Here is a 16,950-nt window from a genome sequence, read left to right on the forward strand (position 1 = left end):
TTTTATGCGTTACCAGAATCGCTACTAGAAGGTGTGGAAGGAGTACTTTCTTTTTTGTAGTCGGTGACGTAAAATCCTGATCCTTTGAAAATGATCCCCGCACTTGCCGAGATTCTTCTTTCCACAGATCCTTTTTGTCCACAAAGGCATTCCGTCAAAGCATCTTCCTTCATGGATTGTACGTGTTCAAAGTCTTTTCCGCATGTGTTACAGTGGTAGTCGTAAGTTGCCATAGTTTCTCCTCTAATGGATTCCTGTTCTCACTTCAAATAATAAGACATGGTCTCTGTTTGGTTTGGTCGCAAGCGGTAGGCAAATCTCCCAAGAATACTTGCCAGCTTCGAGCATTGCTTCCGAGAGAGGATAAGATCGAATGGATTGGATGAGGCCTGTATTCCTCCTCCAGAGGCTTGCGTTCCATTTGTCACCTTGCCTGTTTTCTATATGTAAGGACAGATTTTCTCTCCTTTTGGCACCGTCGAGGACATAACGGTTTTTATTGACCCAAATGGAAGTTTGGTCGAGAGAGATTGAGTATGCTAAATGTTCCAAGTGGTTGTATTGGACGTGAATTTCGATAAAGGGAATGGGAGTCTCTGAATCGGTAGGCATAAATGAAAATTCAAAATAGTTTTTGTTCCCGGAAAGTTTTTTGCAGATCCGCTCTGCACTTGGGTTTTTTGTGTCCGATCCATAAATGGGGAATCCTGTTTCTCCATACACTCGGATGGATTCCCTAGGAATGTAATTTCCGAAAAATGTTTGTGGGATTTTTTTCCCGTCCCATCCTTCAAAATCAATCCGAATCTCATTGTCTACGGCTTTGAAACGTTTTTCGAATTCTCTAGTGAGAGTTTCATCCGCTAAGGTTTCCTTTAAAAACCCTGAAAAAACCCATGCTGTTTTTTGTGTGTTTGGAAAATAACACCGTTTCCAATGCCCTTCATTTCCGCCGATGGTTTCTTCTGCCCCATCCTCTTCCAAACAAATTGTGGGTTCAGGTTCACTTACTTTTCCCACTTCACTATTTTCCCTTCCAGGTCCACTACGAAGGTTTACATTTTTACCTCGTATTGTCGCTGTTTGGTGGTAAAGATTGGTTCCTGAAATTTGTGATAAAAAATGTAAGGTTTGTAACAGAAATCCTGTTTCGATTTCTCCAATGGGTTCAAAAGGAAAGGTAAGTAAATGTGATAAAGCATCACTAAAACTTTCTTCCATTCCTCTTGGATCTTCTAAAATCAATAAGAGTAAAAAATGTGTGACTTCTGACTTGGGAATGGGTTTGATAATGGAATTGATTTTTGTGATGAGAGCCCTTTTGTAACCAGTTCCATGTTTTTTCAGATGCGAAAAGTATGGATCCTCAATATGGTAATACGTCCCTCTTGTGGTGTCCCATTCAAAGAGTTTTGTATCATTTCTTTTTTGGAAAAACTGTAAGAGTTCTTTTTGGTTGTCTTTCCCATTGATTTGTTTTTCCAATTGGGATAATGATTGGGATAAAATTGTTAATTCTAACTCACTTGTCGGAATTTCGGATTCCTTATATAGTTTTAGAACCTTTAGATAAGAACCAGATTGGTACAAATCGTACGCTTTATCATCTCTTTCTCGGAAATCAACAAAGGTATAAGTAAAAAGGATAACGAGTAAAAAAAGTAAACCAATAACAAAGAAAACACGGGAGCGAATCAAATGTTACCTCCCGTTTTTCTCTTAAAGATTTTCAGGGAGGAGTTTGGCTCGGTCCACTCCGTATTCTTCAAATAATGCATTTTTTGCCACATAGTATCTGTGTAAATTGATGTTATAGTCAACTTTCGCTCTTACGAGTGATAACTGGTCTTGTACCAATGTGTCCAGTGCATTTTTTACCGCAAGTGCATTGAACCTTCCTTGTTGGAAGGAACGTAAAACACCATTATAGTATTTTTTAGATTCCTCTTCCGTACGTTTTGCATTTTCCATCACACGAAATGAGGCTTTTAGGATATCAATTCTCGTTTTGACGTCATCCGAAACGGCTTTGACTAGATCAGCTTCCTCTAACGAAACCTGTCTTTTTTGGATTTCCGCATCACGGATTCCCACTTTGACCCCTTTGTCCATGATTGGATAACTTAGGTCAAGAGACCCTTGCATCACTGGGTATTGGTAGGAAAAAACACCATGTCGGTTGTCTGAGTAATTATTCTGAGGGCTAATGGTATTTTGAGCTTGGTATCCATAGGTTCCCGCTGCCTTTAGGGAAGGTAAGGCTTCGTTTTTTGCCATCTTCATGGCAAGTTCTGCGTTTTCTTTTTTCCTTTGGATGGCGCGGAAATCCGCTCTGTGTTTGTATGCGTAGTCGATATCAGATTGGTAGTCCAATTTGTCCGGTAAGGTTTCTGAAAGCGGAGTTGTTTTTTGGAAAACAGTGTCCTCAGGGAGGTTCAAAGAACGAATCAGCTTTCGTCTGGCTTCTTCTTTTTCGGCACTTGCTTGTGCCATTTGGCCTTCCACTTGGGAAAGTAGGGCATTCCATTGGTTTACTTCGAAACTTTCCGAAAGTCCAAGCCCTTGTTTACGAATTGTGAGATCTCTTACATTTTTTGTATTCTTTAACAATTGTTCGAATGTTTGGTATCCCGATTCTTTGACGGAGTAATTCCAATAATCGACAAGTGTGGATACCACTTTGGAAGCAACTTGGTCTTCCATTTGCTCCCGCATAATCTCTGTTTGATTTTCTAGAATTTTTTCCATATTCCTTTCATTTGCACCAAAAGCATTTTTGAGTAAGTCTTGGGCAATGGTGACAGATAAGGAATCCGTATAAAGAGGAGGGAGGCCGAGTGCTGTAAATCCAGCAGGAGTTTGGTTTGGATTTTCAAACGCGTTTGAGTCAAAACGTTGTGATCTTGCTTCCAGTTTGAAGTAAGTTCCTGTTGTGAACAGTTTTTCAATCCCAGCACTATAGGTGTTGGTTTGTGTTTTGGTTCCCGTAAAGATATTGTTTTGGTTAAAAGGGAACTTCTTTTGGTCGATTTCCGCTTTGGAAATCGCACGCCAAGAATACTTGGCTTCAAATTTCATCAAATTGGTATCAGCTTTTGCTAATTCCAAACGTGCTTGTAACACTTCGCGGTTGTTTTCAATTGCATACCGAACCGCATCTTTTAAACTTAAGGTAAACCCTTTATCATCCGATTCGGCGGCAAGAAGGCCGAAGGAAATGAAGAGAACCAATGCACTAGAAACCCATGAACGTTGTTCCATACTCTTAATTCAGACTCCTCATTTCCCCTGCAAAGTTGTTTTTTTTGAAAAAAACCCTTATTTTTTAAGGGCCAATTTCATTTTATCTCCCACTTCCCCAATATGAGCACAAATACTCACACCAGCATCTTGCATGGCAGCAATTTTGGAAGTGGCAGTTCCCATTCCCCCAGAAATGATCGCACCGGCATGGCCCATACGTTTTCCCGGAGGAGCAGTTTGACCTGCAATGAAACCAACAACTGGTTTTTTGACATGAGCTTTGATGTAAGCAGCAGCTTCTTCTTCCGAAGTTCCACCAATTTCACCAATCATGACAATCCCTTCTGTATCAGGGTCTTCGTTTAAGAGACGAACCGCTTCTACGTGGTTCATCCCTGGAACTGGGTCTCCCCCGATTCCGATACAAGTGGACTGGCCAAGGCCTGCCGCTGTGAGGGAAGCAACGGATTCATACGTTAAGGTTCCAGAACGGGAAACGATTCCGATGTTTCCTGGCGTGTGGATAAAACCTGGCATAATTCCCATTTTTACATTGTAACGAGGGTTAATCACACCTGGGCAGTTTGGTCCTACAAGTTTTGTTTTGGAGTTTCGTAACACACTGTACACTTTTAACATGTCGTGAGTTGGAATTCCTTCTGTGATACAAACCACAAGAGGGATTTCGGCAAAAATTCCTTCTAAGATAGCATCTGCAGCAAATGGAGGGGGAACAAAAATAACAGCAGCGTTTGCTCCGTCTTCCTTCATTGCGTCTTTGATGGTATTGCGTACTGGAGCAGTTTTTCCGAACTCAGAAGTCCAAATTTGTCCACCTTTTCCTGGTGTAACACCTGCCACTACTTTTGTACCATATTCCAACATTTGTGTTGCATGGAAGGAACCTTCTTTTCCAGTGATCCCTTGTACAACGACTCTTGTATTTTCATCTACTAATACAGCCATGTTTTTAGTTTCCTATTTTTTGATTAGGGAGACAATTTTGTCTGCCGCGTCACGGAGTCCTTCTACTCCCACAATGTTCATACCAGATTCGTTCAGGATTTTTTTTCCTTCTTCTGCGTTGGTTCCTTTCAACCGAACCACAACCGGTACCGATACGTTTACTTTTTTAGTAGCTTCGATGATACCAACCGCAACACGGTCACATCGTACGATTCCACCAAATACGTTCACAAAAATTCCTTTCACATTTGGATCGGAAAGGATAAGTCTAAATCCGTTTTCCACAGTGGTAGGGTTTGCTCCACCTCCCACATCAAGGAAGTTAGCAGGTTCTGCACCAGCAAGTTTTACGATGTCCATAGTTGCCATCGCAAGACCGGCACCATTTACCATACAACCAATATTTCCATCTAACTTCACATAGTTGAGGTTATATTCTTTTGCTTTTACTTCGTAAGGGTCTTCTTCCGAAATGTCACGGAGTGCTTCGTTGTCTGGGTGACGGTAGAGAGCGTTTTCATCCAAGTCCATCTTACAGTCACCTGCAATGATTTCGTTTTGTTTGGTAAGGATGAGAGGGTTGATTTCCAAAAGTGCTGCATCTTCTTTGATGTAAGCATTGTAGACAGAATTCACTAAGGCAGTGAATGATTTTTGAGCTTCCGCAGGGATTCCAAGTGCAAACGCAAGTTCTCTTACTTGGGAACCTTGGATTCCAATCCCTGGATCAATTTGGATTTTGATGATTTTTTCAGGGTGAGTTTCAGCAACTTCTTCAATTTCCATACCACCTTCAGTGGAAGCCATGATAATGGTTTTGCGAATTGCTCTGTCGAGAAGGATGGAAAGGTAATATTCTTTTGCGATTTCAAGTCCTTGTTCTAAGTATACTTTGAGGACTTTTTTCCCTTCTGGACCCGTTTGTGGAGTGATGAGTTGCATTCCGAGAATTTTCTCGGCTGCTGCTTTGGCATCGTCTTTTGTCTTTGCGACTTTCACTCCGCCACCTTTTCCGCGTCCACCTGCGTGGATTTGGGCTTTTACCACCACTACTGGTGATTTTTGGACAACTTCGCTGTATGCCTTTTCGAAATCACCGACTGTGTCGATGACCTTTCCGAATGGAACGTTGGCATTGTGTCTACGTAGGATTTCTTTGGCCTGGTATTCGTGGACTTTCATGGATTTCCTTATGTCATTGGTTCGTCCGAAAGCTTTCGCCAACGGATCACTAGGGTAAGCCTCAAGGGTTGGGTGAGATTGTCAAGACGGATTGAAAGGAAGTGAACAAAGAGAAGAGTGGGAAGTGAGAGGTGAAAGCTATGGATGATTCCGATTTCCTTTTTTACACCCTAAGTGTTTCTTCAGGGTTTTTGGGCAGTCTTACAAAAAATCGTGAACCTTTTTGTTCTTCACTTTCCACAGTGATCTCACCACCGAGAACTTCAACTTGAGATTTGGTAATAAAAAGACCAATTCCCCTCGCATCTTCATTGCGGTGGAATGTTTTGAACATCCCAAAGATTTTGTTTCCATGTTTCTCCAAATTGATGCCAAGACCATTGTCTTCGACCAAAATGGTGATTTGTTCATTTTTTTCTTCGATTCCTATTTTGATCCATGCACCTTGTTTCAAACGAACATATTTTACGGCATTCGACAAAAGATTGAGTAAGATGCTTTCTAAATAAGCAGGGATGGTCCTTATGGAAAGGCCTTCTGGAATTTGCACATCTACTTGGATCTTTCGTAACTCAATGGAACCACTCAGGATTGATAAAGTTTTATCCACTTCTTTTTTTAGGGAACAAATTTCCATAGGTTTATTCAACGTTTGGTTGATAGAGATGATATCGTTTAGATGGGAAATAGTTTCTTCCAATTGGATGGAGGAAGCATGTAACATTTCGATTAGATTCTTTTTATCTTCCTCTGATTTTGATTCTTCCAATAATTGAATGAGAGAAGTGAAATTGGATGAATGTTGTCTTATGTTGTGAGAAATGATGTAGGCAAAGTTCTGTAATCGATTGTTTTGGATGCCTGTGAAATGTAACATTCGATTGGTGTTCTCAAGTGCTTCAATTTCTTCGGTGATATCAAATCGTATGGATAAGTATGCTTCAATTTCGTCTTGGGAATTGTACAATGGGTGGATAAAGGTTTGTAGCCAAAAATAATTGCCATCTTTGGATTTGTTTTTAATGACCCCTTCCCAGGTGTTTCCATTTTTGATCTGCTTCCATAGCCCTTGCCAAAATTCTTTTTTATGATAATCCGAACTTAAGATTTTATGGTCTGATCCAATGATTTCGAATTCCTCATACCCAGAAAGTTTAATAAACTTTGAATTAGCTCGAATGATGGTCCCTTCGGGATTTGTGACACTGACAATGGCAGATCTTTCAATTGCATTTAAGACAGAGGTTAGTTTACGATTTTGTTGTTCGATTGTATTTTGTGTATTTTTTAATTCGCTGATATCTAGAAAACTAGCAGTTGCTCCTTCTAAATTACCAAATTCATCAAAAAGCGGAGTTGCATTTACATTTAACCATTTTAAGTGACCATCTTCTGAGATGATTCCATGTTCACAATTGTAGACTGTAATTTGTTTTCCAAGGGCGATTGCTAACGGAAGTTGGTCTATCGGGAATGGGCTACCATCTTCATTGATTTGTTTCCATTCCTTTGCACTAAAGTATCGGTTCTCAATTTTTTCTAATTCCAAATCCAAAATTTCGGAAGCACTTTCGTTTGCATAAAGGATTTGTCCTTCCCGATTCACAACAACAACACCATTGATCATTGTTTTGAGTAAACGATCTAGTTTTGTTTCTTTTTGCCTTAGTATTTTTTCTGCCAGGATGGCATCAGTTAACTCTTCCATAGATATTGTATAATGGATCGAATCCAATCGATTGAGTTTGAGTGAGTAAGTTGGGTTTTGGATTCCATAAAAGTGAAACGTATTTTTTGCTATCACTTCTTCCCATTGTTTGTGTTCTTTCCAAACGGATTGGATTTCTTGGAATAATTCTGTTTCAAATAAAAATGGAAATAGTGATCCAATGTTTAAATCGAATCCCCCAAGATTAGCTGTCCTTTGGATTTCCTTTGCTTTGGTGTTCGAAAATAACAAAGAATTTTCTTTTGCAAACGTTTGGGTTTTTGATTCAAATAAAAAAACAGAATAAGGCAATTGGTTAGCAAAAGAATAGAAGAACTCTGAATGATGGACTGTTTCGTTCATAAGGAATCAGGTACCATTCCTTACGAATCGTTACCATCTCAAGAACCATGGGACGAAATAATTGGTGAAGAACTGTGATTTTTTCGACTAAAATTTATTCCAATAAGGCGAAAGCCTGACGGAATCACAAAAACTTCCAATTGATTTTGTATCGAGTAAATCAAAACGGTTTGCATTATGCGGGGAGAGGTAAATTTCACCATTCTGACCAATGGCACCACCACGGTAGGAATTTGAACTTGGATTTGGCATTAACACTTTGATTTGGGAGTTATTGGAATCGATGGAGATAAAATTTGCATAATTTAAGGGAATCGGATAGAGTTTTCCGTTAGGTGCCAGTACAACTCCATTAAACATAGCAGTGGAGGCACTTGGAATGGTTCCCGCATTCACAACATTGTCATTATCTTTTGTGTCCACATAATATACTGTTGCAGCATTATAAGGAATAATATAGATACGGCCGTTAGGTGTGTAAATTCCTGAAATATAATTACTGGCACCACCAAACGAAAATGGGATTGTAGTGACTGTTTCTGTAAATGTGTCGAGGATATGGATATTGGTTGCTGTATGAGGTATAAAGTATATTTTTCCTTCAGGAGTTAACACACCATTGGCGAAAATTCCTCCACTCACTGGTGTTGTCACTGAACCAATGGTTCCTTTTATCGTGTCATAATACCGGATCGTTGATTCCCCACTGGGAACGTAATAAATTTTTCCATTGGGAGCAAAGACTCCACCATTATAAGCAGCTCCACCCATAGAAATACTTGTGATACTCGTCAAAGTTTTGTTAGTTGTATCAAATTTGAAAAATGAATTATTGGTATGAGGGGAAAGGTAAATGATACCATTTGGTCCTAAGGTTCCACCAATAAAATCCACAGCTCCTGGAACCGAAACAGCTAAATCATAATTTTTTGTTTTGGGGTCAATGGCGACAATTTTCGGTGAGTTATAAGGTAAAAGGTAAACATTACCATTGGGAGCACTGAGAGCACCTTGGAAGGCGGTTGATGCCGTACCCACTGCGGAGGCGACTGTATTTCCATTGTAATTCGTTAAAGTTTCTGGGCCACTCGAACCAAGAGCAAACTGACTTTCTACTTCTTGTTTCACTTGGACCCAGTTTTCAGGCAAGTGGGTTTCTTCGTAACCTAACGAACATGCGGGAATCCGAACTTTGTAACCACAAAGGTAACTTCTGTCATTCACGGCAAAACGTAAGAGTAAGGAATTTAAAAATGAATCCGAGTTCACATCACAATTGTTAGAGATATTTCCATTTGAACAATGGGATAAAAAAATGACAAAAAGGAACAAAACAATATTTCGGAGCATAAAGGTTCTAAATTGGACGTTACAGGTAACTGCATTCGAATCGCAACCAAGTTTAGAAAAATCCAACCGATAGAATGCGGATTAATCCTTAAGATTTTCGACTTTACATTGTTAAATAGAGGATGGAAAGAGTCTCCAAGGTTTCCTTTGGGAAAACCTTGGAGAGTAAAACGAAATATCCTTACGGAACTTCCGAACAATAAATTCCTACGACACGACTAGTGACAAGATGCCATTGCGTACAAGTCGGATCACCAGTTCTTGGTGGGTTTTCAAGAGAAAAATCTGCTCTGATTCCATTGTCAATTGTCGTAAATTGAACAGTTGCAGGGTTAGTAGATTCAGTGTATCCTCTATACCAACCACAAATACCTCCAAAATTATCCCAGAATTCGAATCCATAGACTCCTGGGTTGTGATAAATAGCTGTATTGCTTCCACGGACATAGCCAGTAGGACATTTAACCGTTGACACGAGTTGGTTTGCCGCATAGTCCGCTACAAATATGTTCACGTCACAAGTTTTTAATTGGCAAGATATGGTTTCTACAGCGCTTCCCCCGCACCCTGCGACTGGATCTAAGCAAGTGCGATTACGAGTTCTTGTGCCAAGACCACATTTTGCGCTACATCCTGTCCATTCTGTCCAAGCTCCCCAACCTGAGGTTCCAGCCAAAGTTGTTACGGTGAGTCCTATGTTAGCCGGTCCACGGTTGCCAACTTCGTCGTATCCCGCTATACAAACATGGTAAGTTGTATTTTGAAATAGACTTCCGATCACGGAGGCGACTTGAGCGTTAGGTACCAAGTTATTGATATTTGGTGAATACTTCCAAGGTGCATTTTGGCATTCTGATTCATTGGTGATTGGATTGATCGAAACTCCAATTTCATAATGGTGAATGTTCCCGATCAAACCATCATCCCCAACATTCAACCAAGAAAGTTGGATTTGGTCCTGTGAAATTCCTGTTCCGATGAAGGAAGTAACTTTGGCCGGAGAAATGAGATCCGCTTCATTAGCTAAAATTTGTAGAAAGTCATTTCCCGTTCTTGGACCACCGTAACAAGTGGAATTAGAATCGACAAAACTCAATTCCAAAACGTAATTTCCTGCTACATCCGGAATGAAAGAAGCATTTAATTGGTTGCCATTGGTAATTTGTGCATTCGTTAAATTAGAAGTAGGTGGTTTTGCAACGATTGACCATTTATAAACATAACTTGCAGGGTTTGCAGAACAAACTCCAGAATCTGGGTCATACGATTGGGAACCGTTTAGGTATACGGTGGCAGTTGCCATCGCATTCAATTGATCAGGACCTGCATTTACAATCGGTGGTAAATTTCCTAGCATTGTAGTTGCAGAAACAACACCATTCCATCGACTTTTGTTTCCCACTTCGTCAAAGGCTCTTACACAAAAATAGTAACGAGTATTTGCGCTGAGTTGAGTTACAGAGAAATTGATTCCAGAACCTACTGCGACTGAACTGATTGCGTTAGTTACCTCATGCCCATTGTCACAATCAACATCTGTATTGATCACACTTGCTGACCTTCGAATTTCGTAAGAAGACGCATTGCCCGTGTTTCCATCATCACCGACAGCGGTCCAAGCCAATTGGATGGTTTCATCTGTTAAGGCTGTGGCAGTAAGTGTTGTGATGTCTGCTGGTCGAATCGTATCACTAACAGCATAGGTTGTTGCAGAAACATTCGAAGAAGCCCATTCATTTCTATTTCCGTTATGATCATAGGCTCTAATGCAATAGAAGTAGGTTGTACTAGGAGAATGTCCATTTGCATCCCAAATTTCCACAGAACCAGCGTTTTTCGGAGTCAATGTGTGAAAGATCGTACTTGCTTGTGAACATTTTGCATCTGTATCAATATTGGAAGTTGCTCTACGAATTTCATAAGCACTGACTTTACCATAAGGTCCATCGTTACCTGGAGCGATCCATCGTAAACGAACTCGAGTGGTGGACATGGCAGTTGCGGTAAGCGTTGTGATATTGCTAGGTGGTAGGGTGTCAATGACTGTTACTGTGGAAGTTGCTTGGAAAGAACCAACTGTCACTTGTACACCGGCGATTCCTGGAGCAATTGCTTGGAACACAGAATCAGAAAATTCACCAACGGGAGATCCACTAAGAGCATTTCCAGTTGTAACAAAATTAGATTGTACGTAACGAGGTGAACCTTGGTACTTCGCTAGAATCGAAAATGTAATTTTTTCATCTAAATACATCCTTGCTTGGAGGGGGATGACAGCCAAAGAGTCAATTTGTGGGTTGTATTCACCATTGGGAGTTTGGTCGGCAACGTTTGGAATTCCATCCCCATCAGAGTCTGGAAACGAAGCTGCATTTGGCGAAGAAGGATTATTTGGATTGAATCCATTGTCAACTTCCCAAGCATCCAAATAACCATCGTTATCTTTATCGGTATCATAATTATTTACGAATGCAGGGTTTCCTGAACTTGCCGGATACAGAAACATATCGGAACTAGGTCGTGTTGTATTGTTTCCATAACTATCAACTGCCAATACTTGAATTTGAATTCCTGCTTGTACCATTGCTTCATAAGGAATGAGAGCCGAATACCAATTGCCAGGTTCCGGTGTCATTTGGATCGCAACAGTACCTTTGCCAATCGGACCAGTGATGAGATAAACGGACATAGTGTCCCCATCTGGTTCAATGATTTGGGCTCTGACTCGGTATGGTAAAAAAGATCCACCTGGTTTAAAATCATAAAAAGCACCTACGATGTTTGGTGCTCCATTCCCTGGAGGAGGAGTTCCACCACCAAAGATTGAAAAAGTTCGAGATTGGAATTGGATTTTATCAGCATTAGCAGTTGTCAGACTACCATCCCAACCACCACTCACTCGACCAGATTGGTCAGAATCGGAAGTTGAGGAATTTATGAATCCTTGACCTCTGGTTTTTGCTAAATTGAGTGCTTCAATTTTTTCTACGTTTTGCGTTAGGGTGACCACCACGTCTTTTTTGAAGCGATAGGACGGAGTGACTTCGTAGGCATCAGTTGTAGGAATATATCCGTTCGGCAAACTATTGTTTGTAAATTCGTATCGTTTGATGCTAAACGTTTTTTCTTCGTCCATGGCTCCTGGAGGAATCAAGACTTGAAACTTACCATCTTCGGATACGATGGACTTTCCTGATGGACCAACAGTTGTCGATCCCATATTTAAGGCCGTGGTAGCGACCAGGCCAAGTGATTCTAATTTTTTGTCAGCTTCTTTAGAAAAATCTAAAAAAGCAATACATGAAACCAATAATTGGCTCATGAGTAAGGTCGAAATGATTTTTTTCACTTTGATTTTACTTCCCGTTTTCGAATTGTTAAACGCCTTTTTCCATGACGAAGTAAACTTTGTCGAACTTTTTCAGAAGAGTCTGTTAAAAAAAGGTATAACAAACATTATGTATAGGGTTTTCCCACTGCGTAATTTTGGATTCTAGTGCAAAATGAGCTGCGATCGACTCGGATCGACATTCGGATTGCAATTAAGGAATCGTGTTCATTTTTGCTTTGTTAGTGACAAGTCTTCCTTCTGCAAAACAGTCTCGGAGAGGGGATGGATGAAACTAAAATATGGATTGTTAGTGGAACATTTCTATATTGGTCTTTTTAAAATCTTTTTCCCTGTGCTATTTATGACGGGAAAAAAATTGGGATCTCGGTCTGGGTCGGTGAGTAATAATTTAACATCACGTATTCTTTCATAACATTCTTTCATGAACAATTGGTGTCCACATCCAAGTAAATGGTAACCTTCATGAACTAACGTTGAATTTGGACTCGTGAATAACAACTGTATGGTGGAAATATACTTGGCTTTGATATACCCTCGAGTGTTTGTATTTCCTTCTACAGCTCCTTGTAATTCTAATTTGAGACCAACACCAACAAAAATTCCGAGAGTGACAATTTCAAAAACAATGTCTCCCCAAGTCCGGGCTTTTAAATACAATAGACGATCACATTCCTCAGACATTCTCATGTTCATCATGTATTCAAGAATGTCTGTTCCATAAAAACCAGGTCGTTCCGTTTCAAAAAGAATTCTCGGGATTGCTTTTAATTGGTAGAGTTTTAATTCTTCGTTCCAACTTTCAAAAAGAGTGGTGACATCTTGGTCCAAAATTCCTGTTTCTTTGATGACACAAACTCGGAAACTCGCGGGTTCTCCGAAGTTTATGGAGTCTCTTATTTTCTCTTGGTGGAACCCAACGGTTGTACAAGTTGAGAGAGAAAGAAGAAAGAAAAAAGAACCATAACAAAATTTGAATTGGGAAAACAAATGTAAACGAATCCTTTAATAATCAGTAACACATCGAGTTCGAACGGTTCCGTCTGATTTTAGAGTTGGTCCACCACCAGAACCTCCAAAATCAGTGACATATGCTTGTGTGGATGGTGATCCAAGGACAGGGCTTGACGACCAAAAAGAAGCAGAAGCCGTATTTGGAAAAAACAGGGAATTAAAACCTGGAGTTCCGAAATTAAATCGGTAATCTTTGAGTGAAATTAATTCATTCGCGTTGGGAAGTCTCCATGTTTTGCCAGCAAGTGATAAATTTTGGCAGTAATTGATGGCCGCAGACCATACGAAGGCACTATCTGTTCCTCCACTACAACTGGCAACATTGGGTTGGCCTGCTGTACATTTCTGCCAAAGTAAACCTGAATCTAAATCCAATATTGTTCCGTCCAATTGGTCGATGAAGCGTTTGATAAATGTATTTCTCGGAGTCGCAACACAACGTAAGTAATGCATGTCTGTATAATTTCCAAATCCAATGGAAGATTGGATATAAGTAGGATAAAATGCTCCCGTACTTGCTGCATTGGAAGTATTGGATTTATAATTAAAACTGGCAGTTTGTGGGAAGTAGGTCGAATTGGTAGAAGGATTTTCTGTTGTGTGGTCAAACGTGGTTAGGTATTCTTCCATCTCTGGGACACGCCAATCTGTTCGATCGGCAAATCCTGAACCAGCATTTAAACTTGTACATTCAGTTTGTGCTCCTGTATATGTAAATGTTTCTGTACCGGGAGTAATACATCCAATACCTGTTCTCCCTCTGTGACAACTTGTCCATACAAGTCCTGTTACTAAATCGGTTGTGATCTCAACGCCTGAGACAAGAGTTGGTCCCACAAAACTTGTGTTAATTCCTTTTCGTAGATGGCCATCTTGGCCTGGGATCACTGTACATGTTGCATCAATATTCCCAGAACCATCATAACATACTGTGATATTGGTTTTTGGAGGGGTTTTACCCATCCATGCAGGTTTGTAGACACAACTTGCACTGCCTTTTGGGTTACTCGCTGTGATTGTGAATTGGACTTGGTTTGCCTTCCAACCATTATAAGTGCCTTCGAGTGAATTTGAAAAAAAGGAAAAAACCACACCAGGAGGAAGAGGAGGATTACTTGAAAAACTAAGTCGATTCCCATCAGTTTCAAATGCTTCCAAAAAAAAAGTCCCATTTCTTTTGGGAATCAGAGGAGGACAGATTAAATAGGTTGGTGGATTTACTTTTAATACCACACCACAATGTGGTGACTCATCAAAATTAATATAACGCAACAGTAAACTGTCTTTGTATTGATCTGATTTTGGATCACATAAGTTTTCTAAATCGGACTGATTGCAAGAGAAGAGGGTAATCACACAGATACAAAGTAGAAATAACCAAATTTGGAACTGTGTCATAAAATTAATGCTAAACGGTAATTCTGATAACTTCCCCTTTAGGTCGGAATTTCATCAACAATTTTCTGTCTAAAAGTCTCAATTTGTGATTTTAATAGTTCAATTCGATTTGTATCAGAAGGGATAAACGATGTTAGTTGTAACGTTTTTTCTGCCTTGGGTAAGTTGCCAATAATGAGGTACAATTGAACAAGTTGTATTAAATTTGATAAATGTCCAGGGTTACGCAATCGGATTCTCTCACCCATATCAATGGCCTTTCCGTATTCTTTTGTTTGTTTGTAAGTAAAGGATGCCAAATAAATTAAATCTGTGTCACCAGGGTATTCTTCTAAGTAGGTGTTTAATTTTTCCGCAGCCAAGTTGTATTCTTTCATACGTACTAGGAGGCGAATGAGCGCCCTTTGGATTTCTCTATTTTCAGGGTTGATGCGATTTGCTTCTAAAAGACTGGTTTTTGCCTCTTCCAGTTGGTCCAATTTGATTTGTGACTTTGCTTTACGCATCAATTCATATGATTCTTTCCGAATGGCCCTTGGCGGTTGGCTTAGATTTTCTTTAAAGGTAATTCGCATCAGACTTAAATCATCAGTCAGTTCTCCCATAGAAAGAATGGATTGGTAAATTTCTTTTAACTGACCATTCCCTTGTTCTACATGTCGCAAAAATAATTCCTCATCATGGTTGATCTTTCGGGCTGTGGTTTCTGTTACAAACTCGATGTCATCCCTTCCATCGGAACCAAGGATGAGTACGTCTCCAGGAATCAATTGTAAAGTAGAGATTTCGAGTGATTTTTCAGAAAAGGGTGTTCCCAGTTTTCGGAGTTCGGAATTGTTTTTGATAAATTCTGCAGTTCCCTTTCTATACAATACAGACCAAGGATGTTCAGCATTTAAGTAATACATAAGACCAGTTTCGTCATCAATCAGTCCCATTACCATGGATACTAACATAGAACAGTCGAAACTTTCAAAGATATGATGGAGCTCTTGGTATGCGTTTTTAATCCAACGTTCAGCATACAATAATTTTACAGACTCAACAGCATTGGATCGCTCCAAGATGGATTGTACAGCAGCTCCAAGTACGAGTACACCGCCAGCACCTTGTAATGATTTTCCCATGGCATCTGCATTGAGAAAAAACGTATAATCTTTGCCTCGTAATGTAATTGTGCGTGTGATACATATATCACCACCAATTTCATTTTCCCTTCCATGGAACAAAAAGGTCTTTTTCTGTTTGATCAAAAAATCTGTTTTTACATGGGTACCAATGGTTTTATTTAAACTCAATGGTTTGATCAGAAGTGAAGTTAAAAAATAATCACCATCCTGTTGTTTTTTTAAGGTTTCGACGGTTTCCAAACTGTTTCTCAATTCGGAAGTTTTTGCCTCAACTAATTCTTGTAAGTTTTCTCGAATCCTCCCAACTTCTCTCGTTGCCTTTTCATAATTCTCTGCAAACAAAATAAATTCTTTGTCGATGGATAAGATGGGTAGGGCACCTCGGCCACCAGTAGCAAGGCTATTTGCTGATTCATTAATTTGTTCCAATGTTAAATTAATGGATTGGAAAAACATATAAATCAAAATTACAGCTTCGACAAATGTCATTCCAATGAAGGCAGTAATTTTGAGTAAACTTGCATTGCCAAAGGAAATGAAGACTGAAAGAACACTGAGGGATAATAAAATCAATATTAACAAAAAGACAAATTTGCCCTTTAAACTTAGGATACCATAATTTTTGTGAATGGAGACATCTCTGTAAGCTAAGATTTTTTTGATCTCAACTCTTTTGTTACCTGTAAAATAATCGGAGATGATGTAGGAAAAACCTCCATAAACAAATACTGCAGAAAGCCAACCAATGGAAACCAAAACTAACTCGTAGATTGGGTGGTGGCAAATGATATGGGTGATGGAAACAGAAACAAAAACCATTACCGCATAACGAATGGCAGCATACATGTTCTCCTTTGGTAAATGGATGAGTGTATTCAAATTGTTTTCTAATTCTAATATATCTTTGTGGCGAATGGTGTCGTTGTGTCTTAAAAACAGATTTAGTTTTTTTAAATCGTTACGAAATCCACCATACCCAAGAGGAGTGAGGATTCCAAACTCGATGCTATGTCCGACAGCCGCGAGGAAGGTGGCAAATATAAAAACGTACACAACTTCAGGATGGTTCTCGGTGGAAAACTCTGGAATGAGTGCTGATCCAAAAAAATAAGCATAAAAAGCACCAAAAAAGGCACCCTGAAGTGAGAAGAATACAATGGCAAAACTGTAAGAAATGAACCTGTGTAAGAATTTGAATAATTGATCAAAGAATCGACTCATTGTGATCCCCAAGGAAAACAAATAAT

11 protein-coding genes are annotated in these 16,950 nt (G+C 39.7%); all 11 read right to left on the reverse strand.

Annotated elements, in window-relative coordinates:
* Positions 1–2 precede the first annotated feature (2 nt).
* The 11 genes from CH354_RS15755 to CH354_RS15805 all read right to left on the reverse strand — a co-directional run bounded on the left by CH354_RS15755 (position 3) and on the right by CH354_RS15805 (position 16,924).
* Positions 3–233 carry an FmdB family zinc ribbon protein gene (locus CH354_RS15755; RefSeq protein ID WP_100727208.1) on the reverse strand — a complete coding sequence of 77 codons (231 nt, stop codon included), beginning with the start codon at positions 231–233 and terminating at the stop codon, positions 3–5.
* A gap of 10 nt (positions 234–243) precedes the next feature.
* A complete protein-coding gene (locus tag CH354_RS15760) occupies positions 244–1,698 on the reverse strand; it encodes an SH3 domain-containing protein (protein WP_100766538.1) in 1,455 nt (484 codons plus the stop codon).
* A gap of 21 nt (positions 1,699–1,719) precedes the next feature.
* On the reverse strand, positions 1,720–3,261 hold the full coding sequence (locus CH354_RS15765; RefSeq protein WP_100727206.1) for a TolC family protein: 1,542 nt from the start codon (positions 3,259–3,261) through the stop codon (positions 1,720–1,722).
* Positions 3,262–3,318: 57 nt separating this feature from the next.
* A complete protein-coding gene (gene sucD / locus CH354_RS15770) occupies positions 3,319–4,209 on the reverse strand; it encodes a succinate--CoA ligase subunit alpha (protein ID WP_100727205.1) in 891 nt (296 codons plus the stop codon).
* Between the two features lie 12 nt (positions 4,210–4,221).
* A complete protein-coding gene (gene sucC / locus CH354_RS15775) occupies positions 4,222–5,391 on the reverse strand; it encodes an ADP-forming succinate--CoA ligase subunit beta (RefSeq protein WP_100727204.1) in 1,170 nt (389 codons plus the stop codon).
* A 163-nt stretch (positions 5,392–5,554) separates the two neighbouring features.
* The gene (locus CH354_RS15780; RefSeq protein WP_100727203.1) at positions 5,555–7,462 is read right to left on the reverse strand and encodes a sensor histidine kinase; all 1,908 of its coding nucleotides are present in this window, start codon (positions 7,460–7,462) and stop codon (positions 5,555–5,557) included.
* A gap of 87 nt (positions 7,463–7,549) precedes the next feature.
* Positions 7,550–8,812: an NHL repeat-containing protein gene (locus CH354_RS15785; protein WP_100727202.1), complete on the reverse strand. Its 1,263-nt coding sequence runs from the start codon at positions 8,810–8,812 to the stop codon at positions 7,550–7,552.
* A 181-nt stretch (positions 8,813–8,993) separates the two neighbouring features.
* Entirely contained in the window at positions 8,994–12,161 is a 3,168-nt protein-coding gene (locus CH354_RS15790) for a fibronectin type III domain-containing protein (protein ID WP_100727201.1), read from the reverse strand.
* 303 nt (positions 12,162–12,464) lie between these two features.
* Positions 12,465–13,151, reverse strand: coding sequence for a hypothetical protein (locus tag CH354_RS15795; protein ID WP_100727200.1), 687 nt, complete (start codon positions 13,149–13,151; stop codon positions 12,465–12,467).
* A gap of 15 nt (positions 13,152–13,166) precedes the next feature.
* Positions 13,167–14,573 (reverse strand): Lcl C-terminal domain-containing protein, encoded by a 1,407-nt coding sequence (locus tag CH354_RS15800; protein WP_100727199.1) that lies wholly within the window; start codon positions 14,571–14,573, stop codon positions 13,167–13,169.
* Between the two features lie 38 nt (positions 14,574–14,611).
* Positions 14,612–16,924 (reverse strand): PP2C family protein-serine/threonine phosphatase, encoded by a 2,313-nt coding sequence (locus tag CH354_RS15805; protein ID WP_100727198.1) that lies wholly within the window; start codon positions 16,922–16,924, stop codon positions 14,612–14,614.
* Between the last annotated feature and the right edge of the window lie 26 nt (positions 16,925–16,950).

Source organism: Leptospira levettii (genome assembly GCF_002812085.1).
GTDB lineage: Bacteria > Spirochaetota > Leptospiria > Leptospirales > Leptospiraceae > Leptospira_A > Leptospira_A levettii.

What these genes read in the sequence shown, in the direction of transcription:
- CH354_RS15755 (WP_100727208.1), bottom strand. Translation starts at nt 233, where the DNA reads ATGGCAACTTACGACTACCACTGTAACACATGCGGAAAAGACTTTGAA.
- CH354_RS15765 (WP_100727206.1), bottom strand. Translation starts at nt 3,261, where the DNA reads ATGGAACAACGTTCATGGGTTTCTAGTGCATTGGTTCTCTTCATTTCC.
- sucD (WP_100727205.1), bottom strand. Translation starts at nt 4,209, where the DNA reads ATGGCTGTATTAGTAGATGAAAATACAAGAGTCGTTGTACAAGGGATC.
- sucC (WP_100727204.1), bottom strand. Translation starts at nt 5,391, where the DNA reads ATGAAAGTCCACGAATACCAGGCCAAAGAAATCCTACGTAGACACAAT.
- CH354_RS15780 (WP_100727203.1), bottom strand. Translation starts at nt 7,462, where the DNA reads ATGAACGAAACAGTCCATCATTCAGAGTTCTTCTATTCTTTTGCTAAC.
- CH354_RS15785 (WP_100727202.1), bottom strand. Translation starts at nt 8,812, where the DNA reads ATGCTCCGAAATATTGTTTTGTTCCTTTTTGTCATTTTTTTATCCCAT.
- CH354_RS15800 (WP_100727199.1), bottom strand. Translation starts at nt 14,573, where the DNA reads ATGACACAGTTCCAAATTTGGTTATTTCTACTTTGTATCTGTGTGATT.
- CH354_RS15805 (WP_100727198.1), bottom strand. Translation starts at nt 16,924, where the DNA reads ATGAGTCGATTCTTTGATCAATTATTCAAATTCTTACACAGGTTCATT.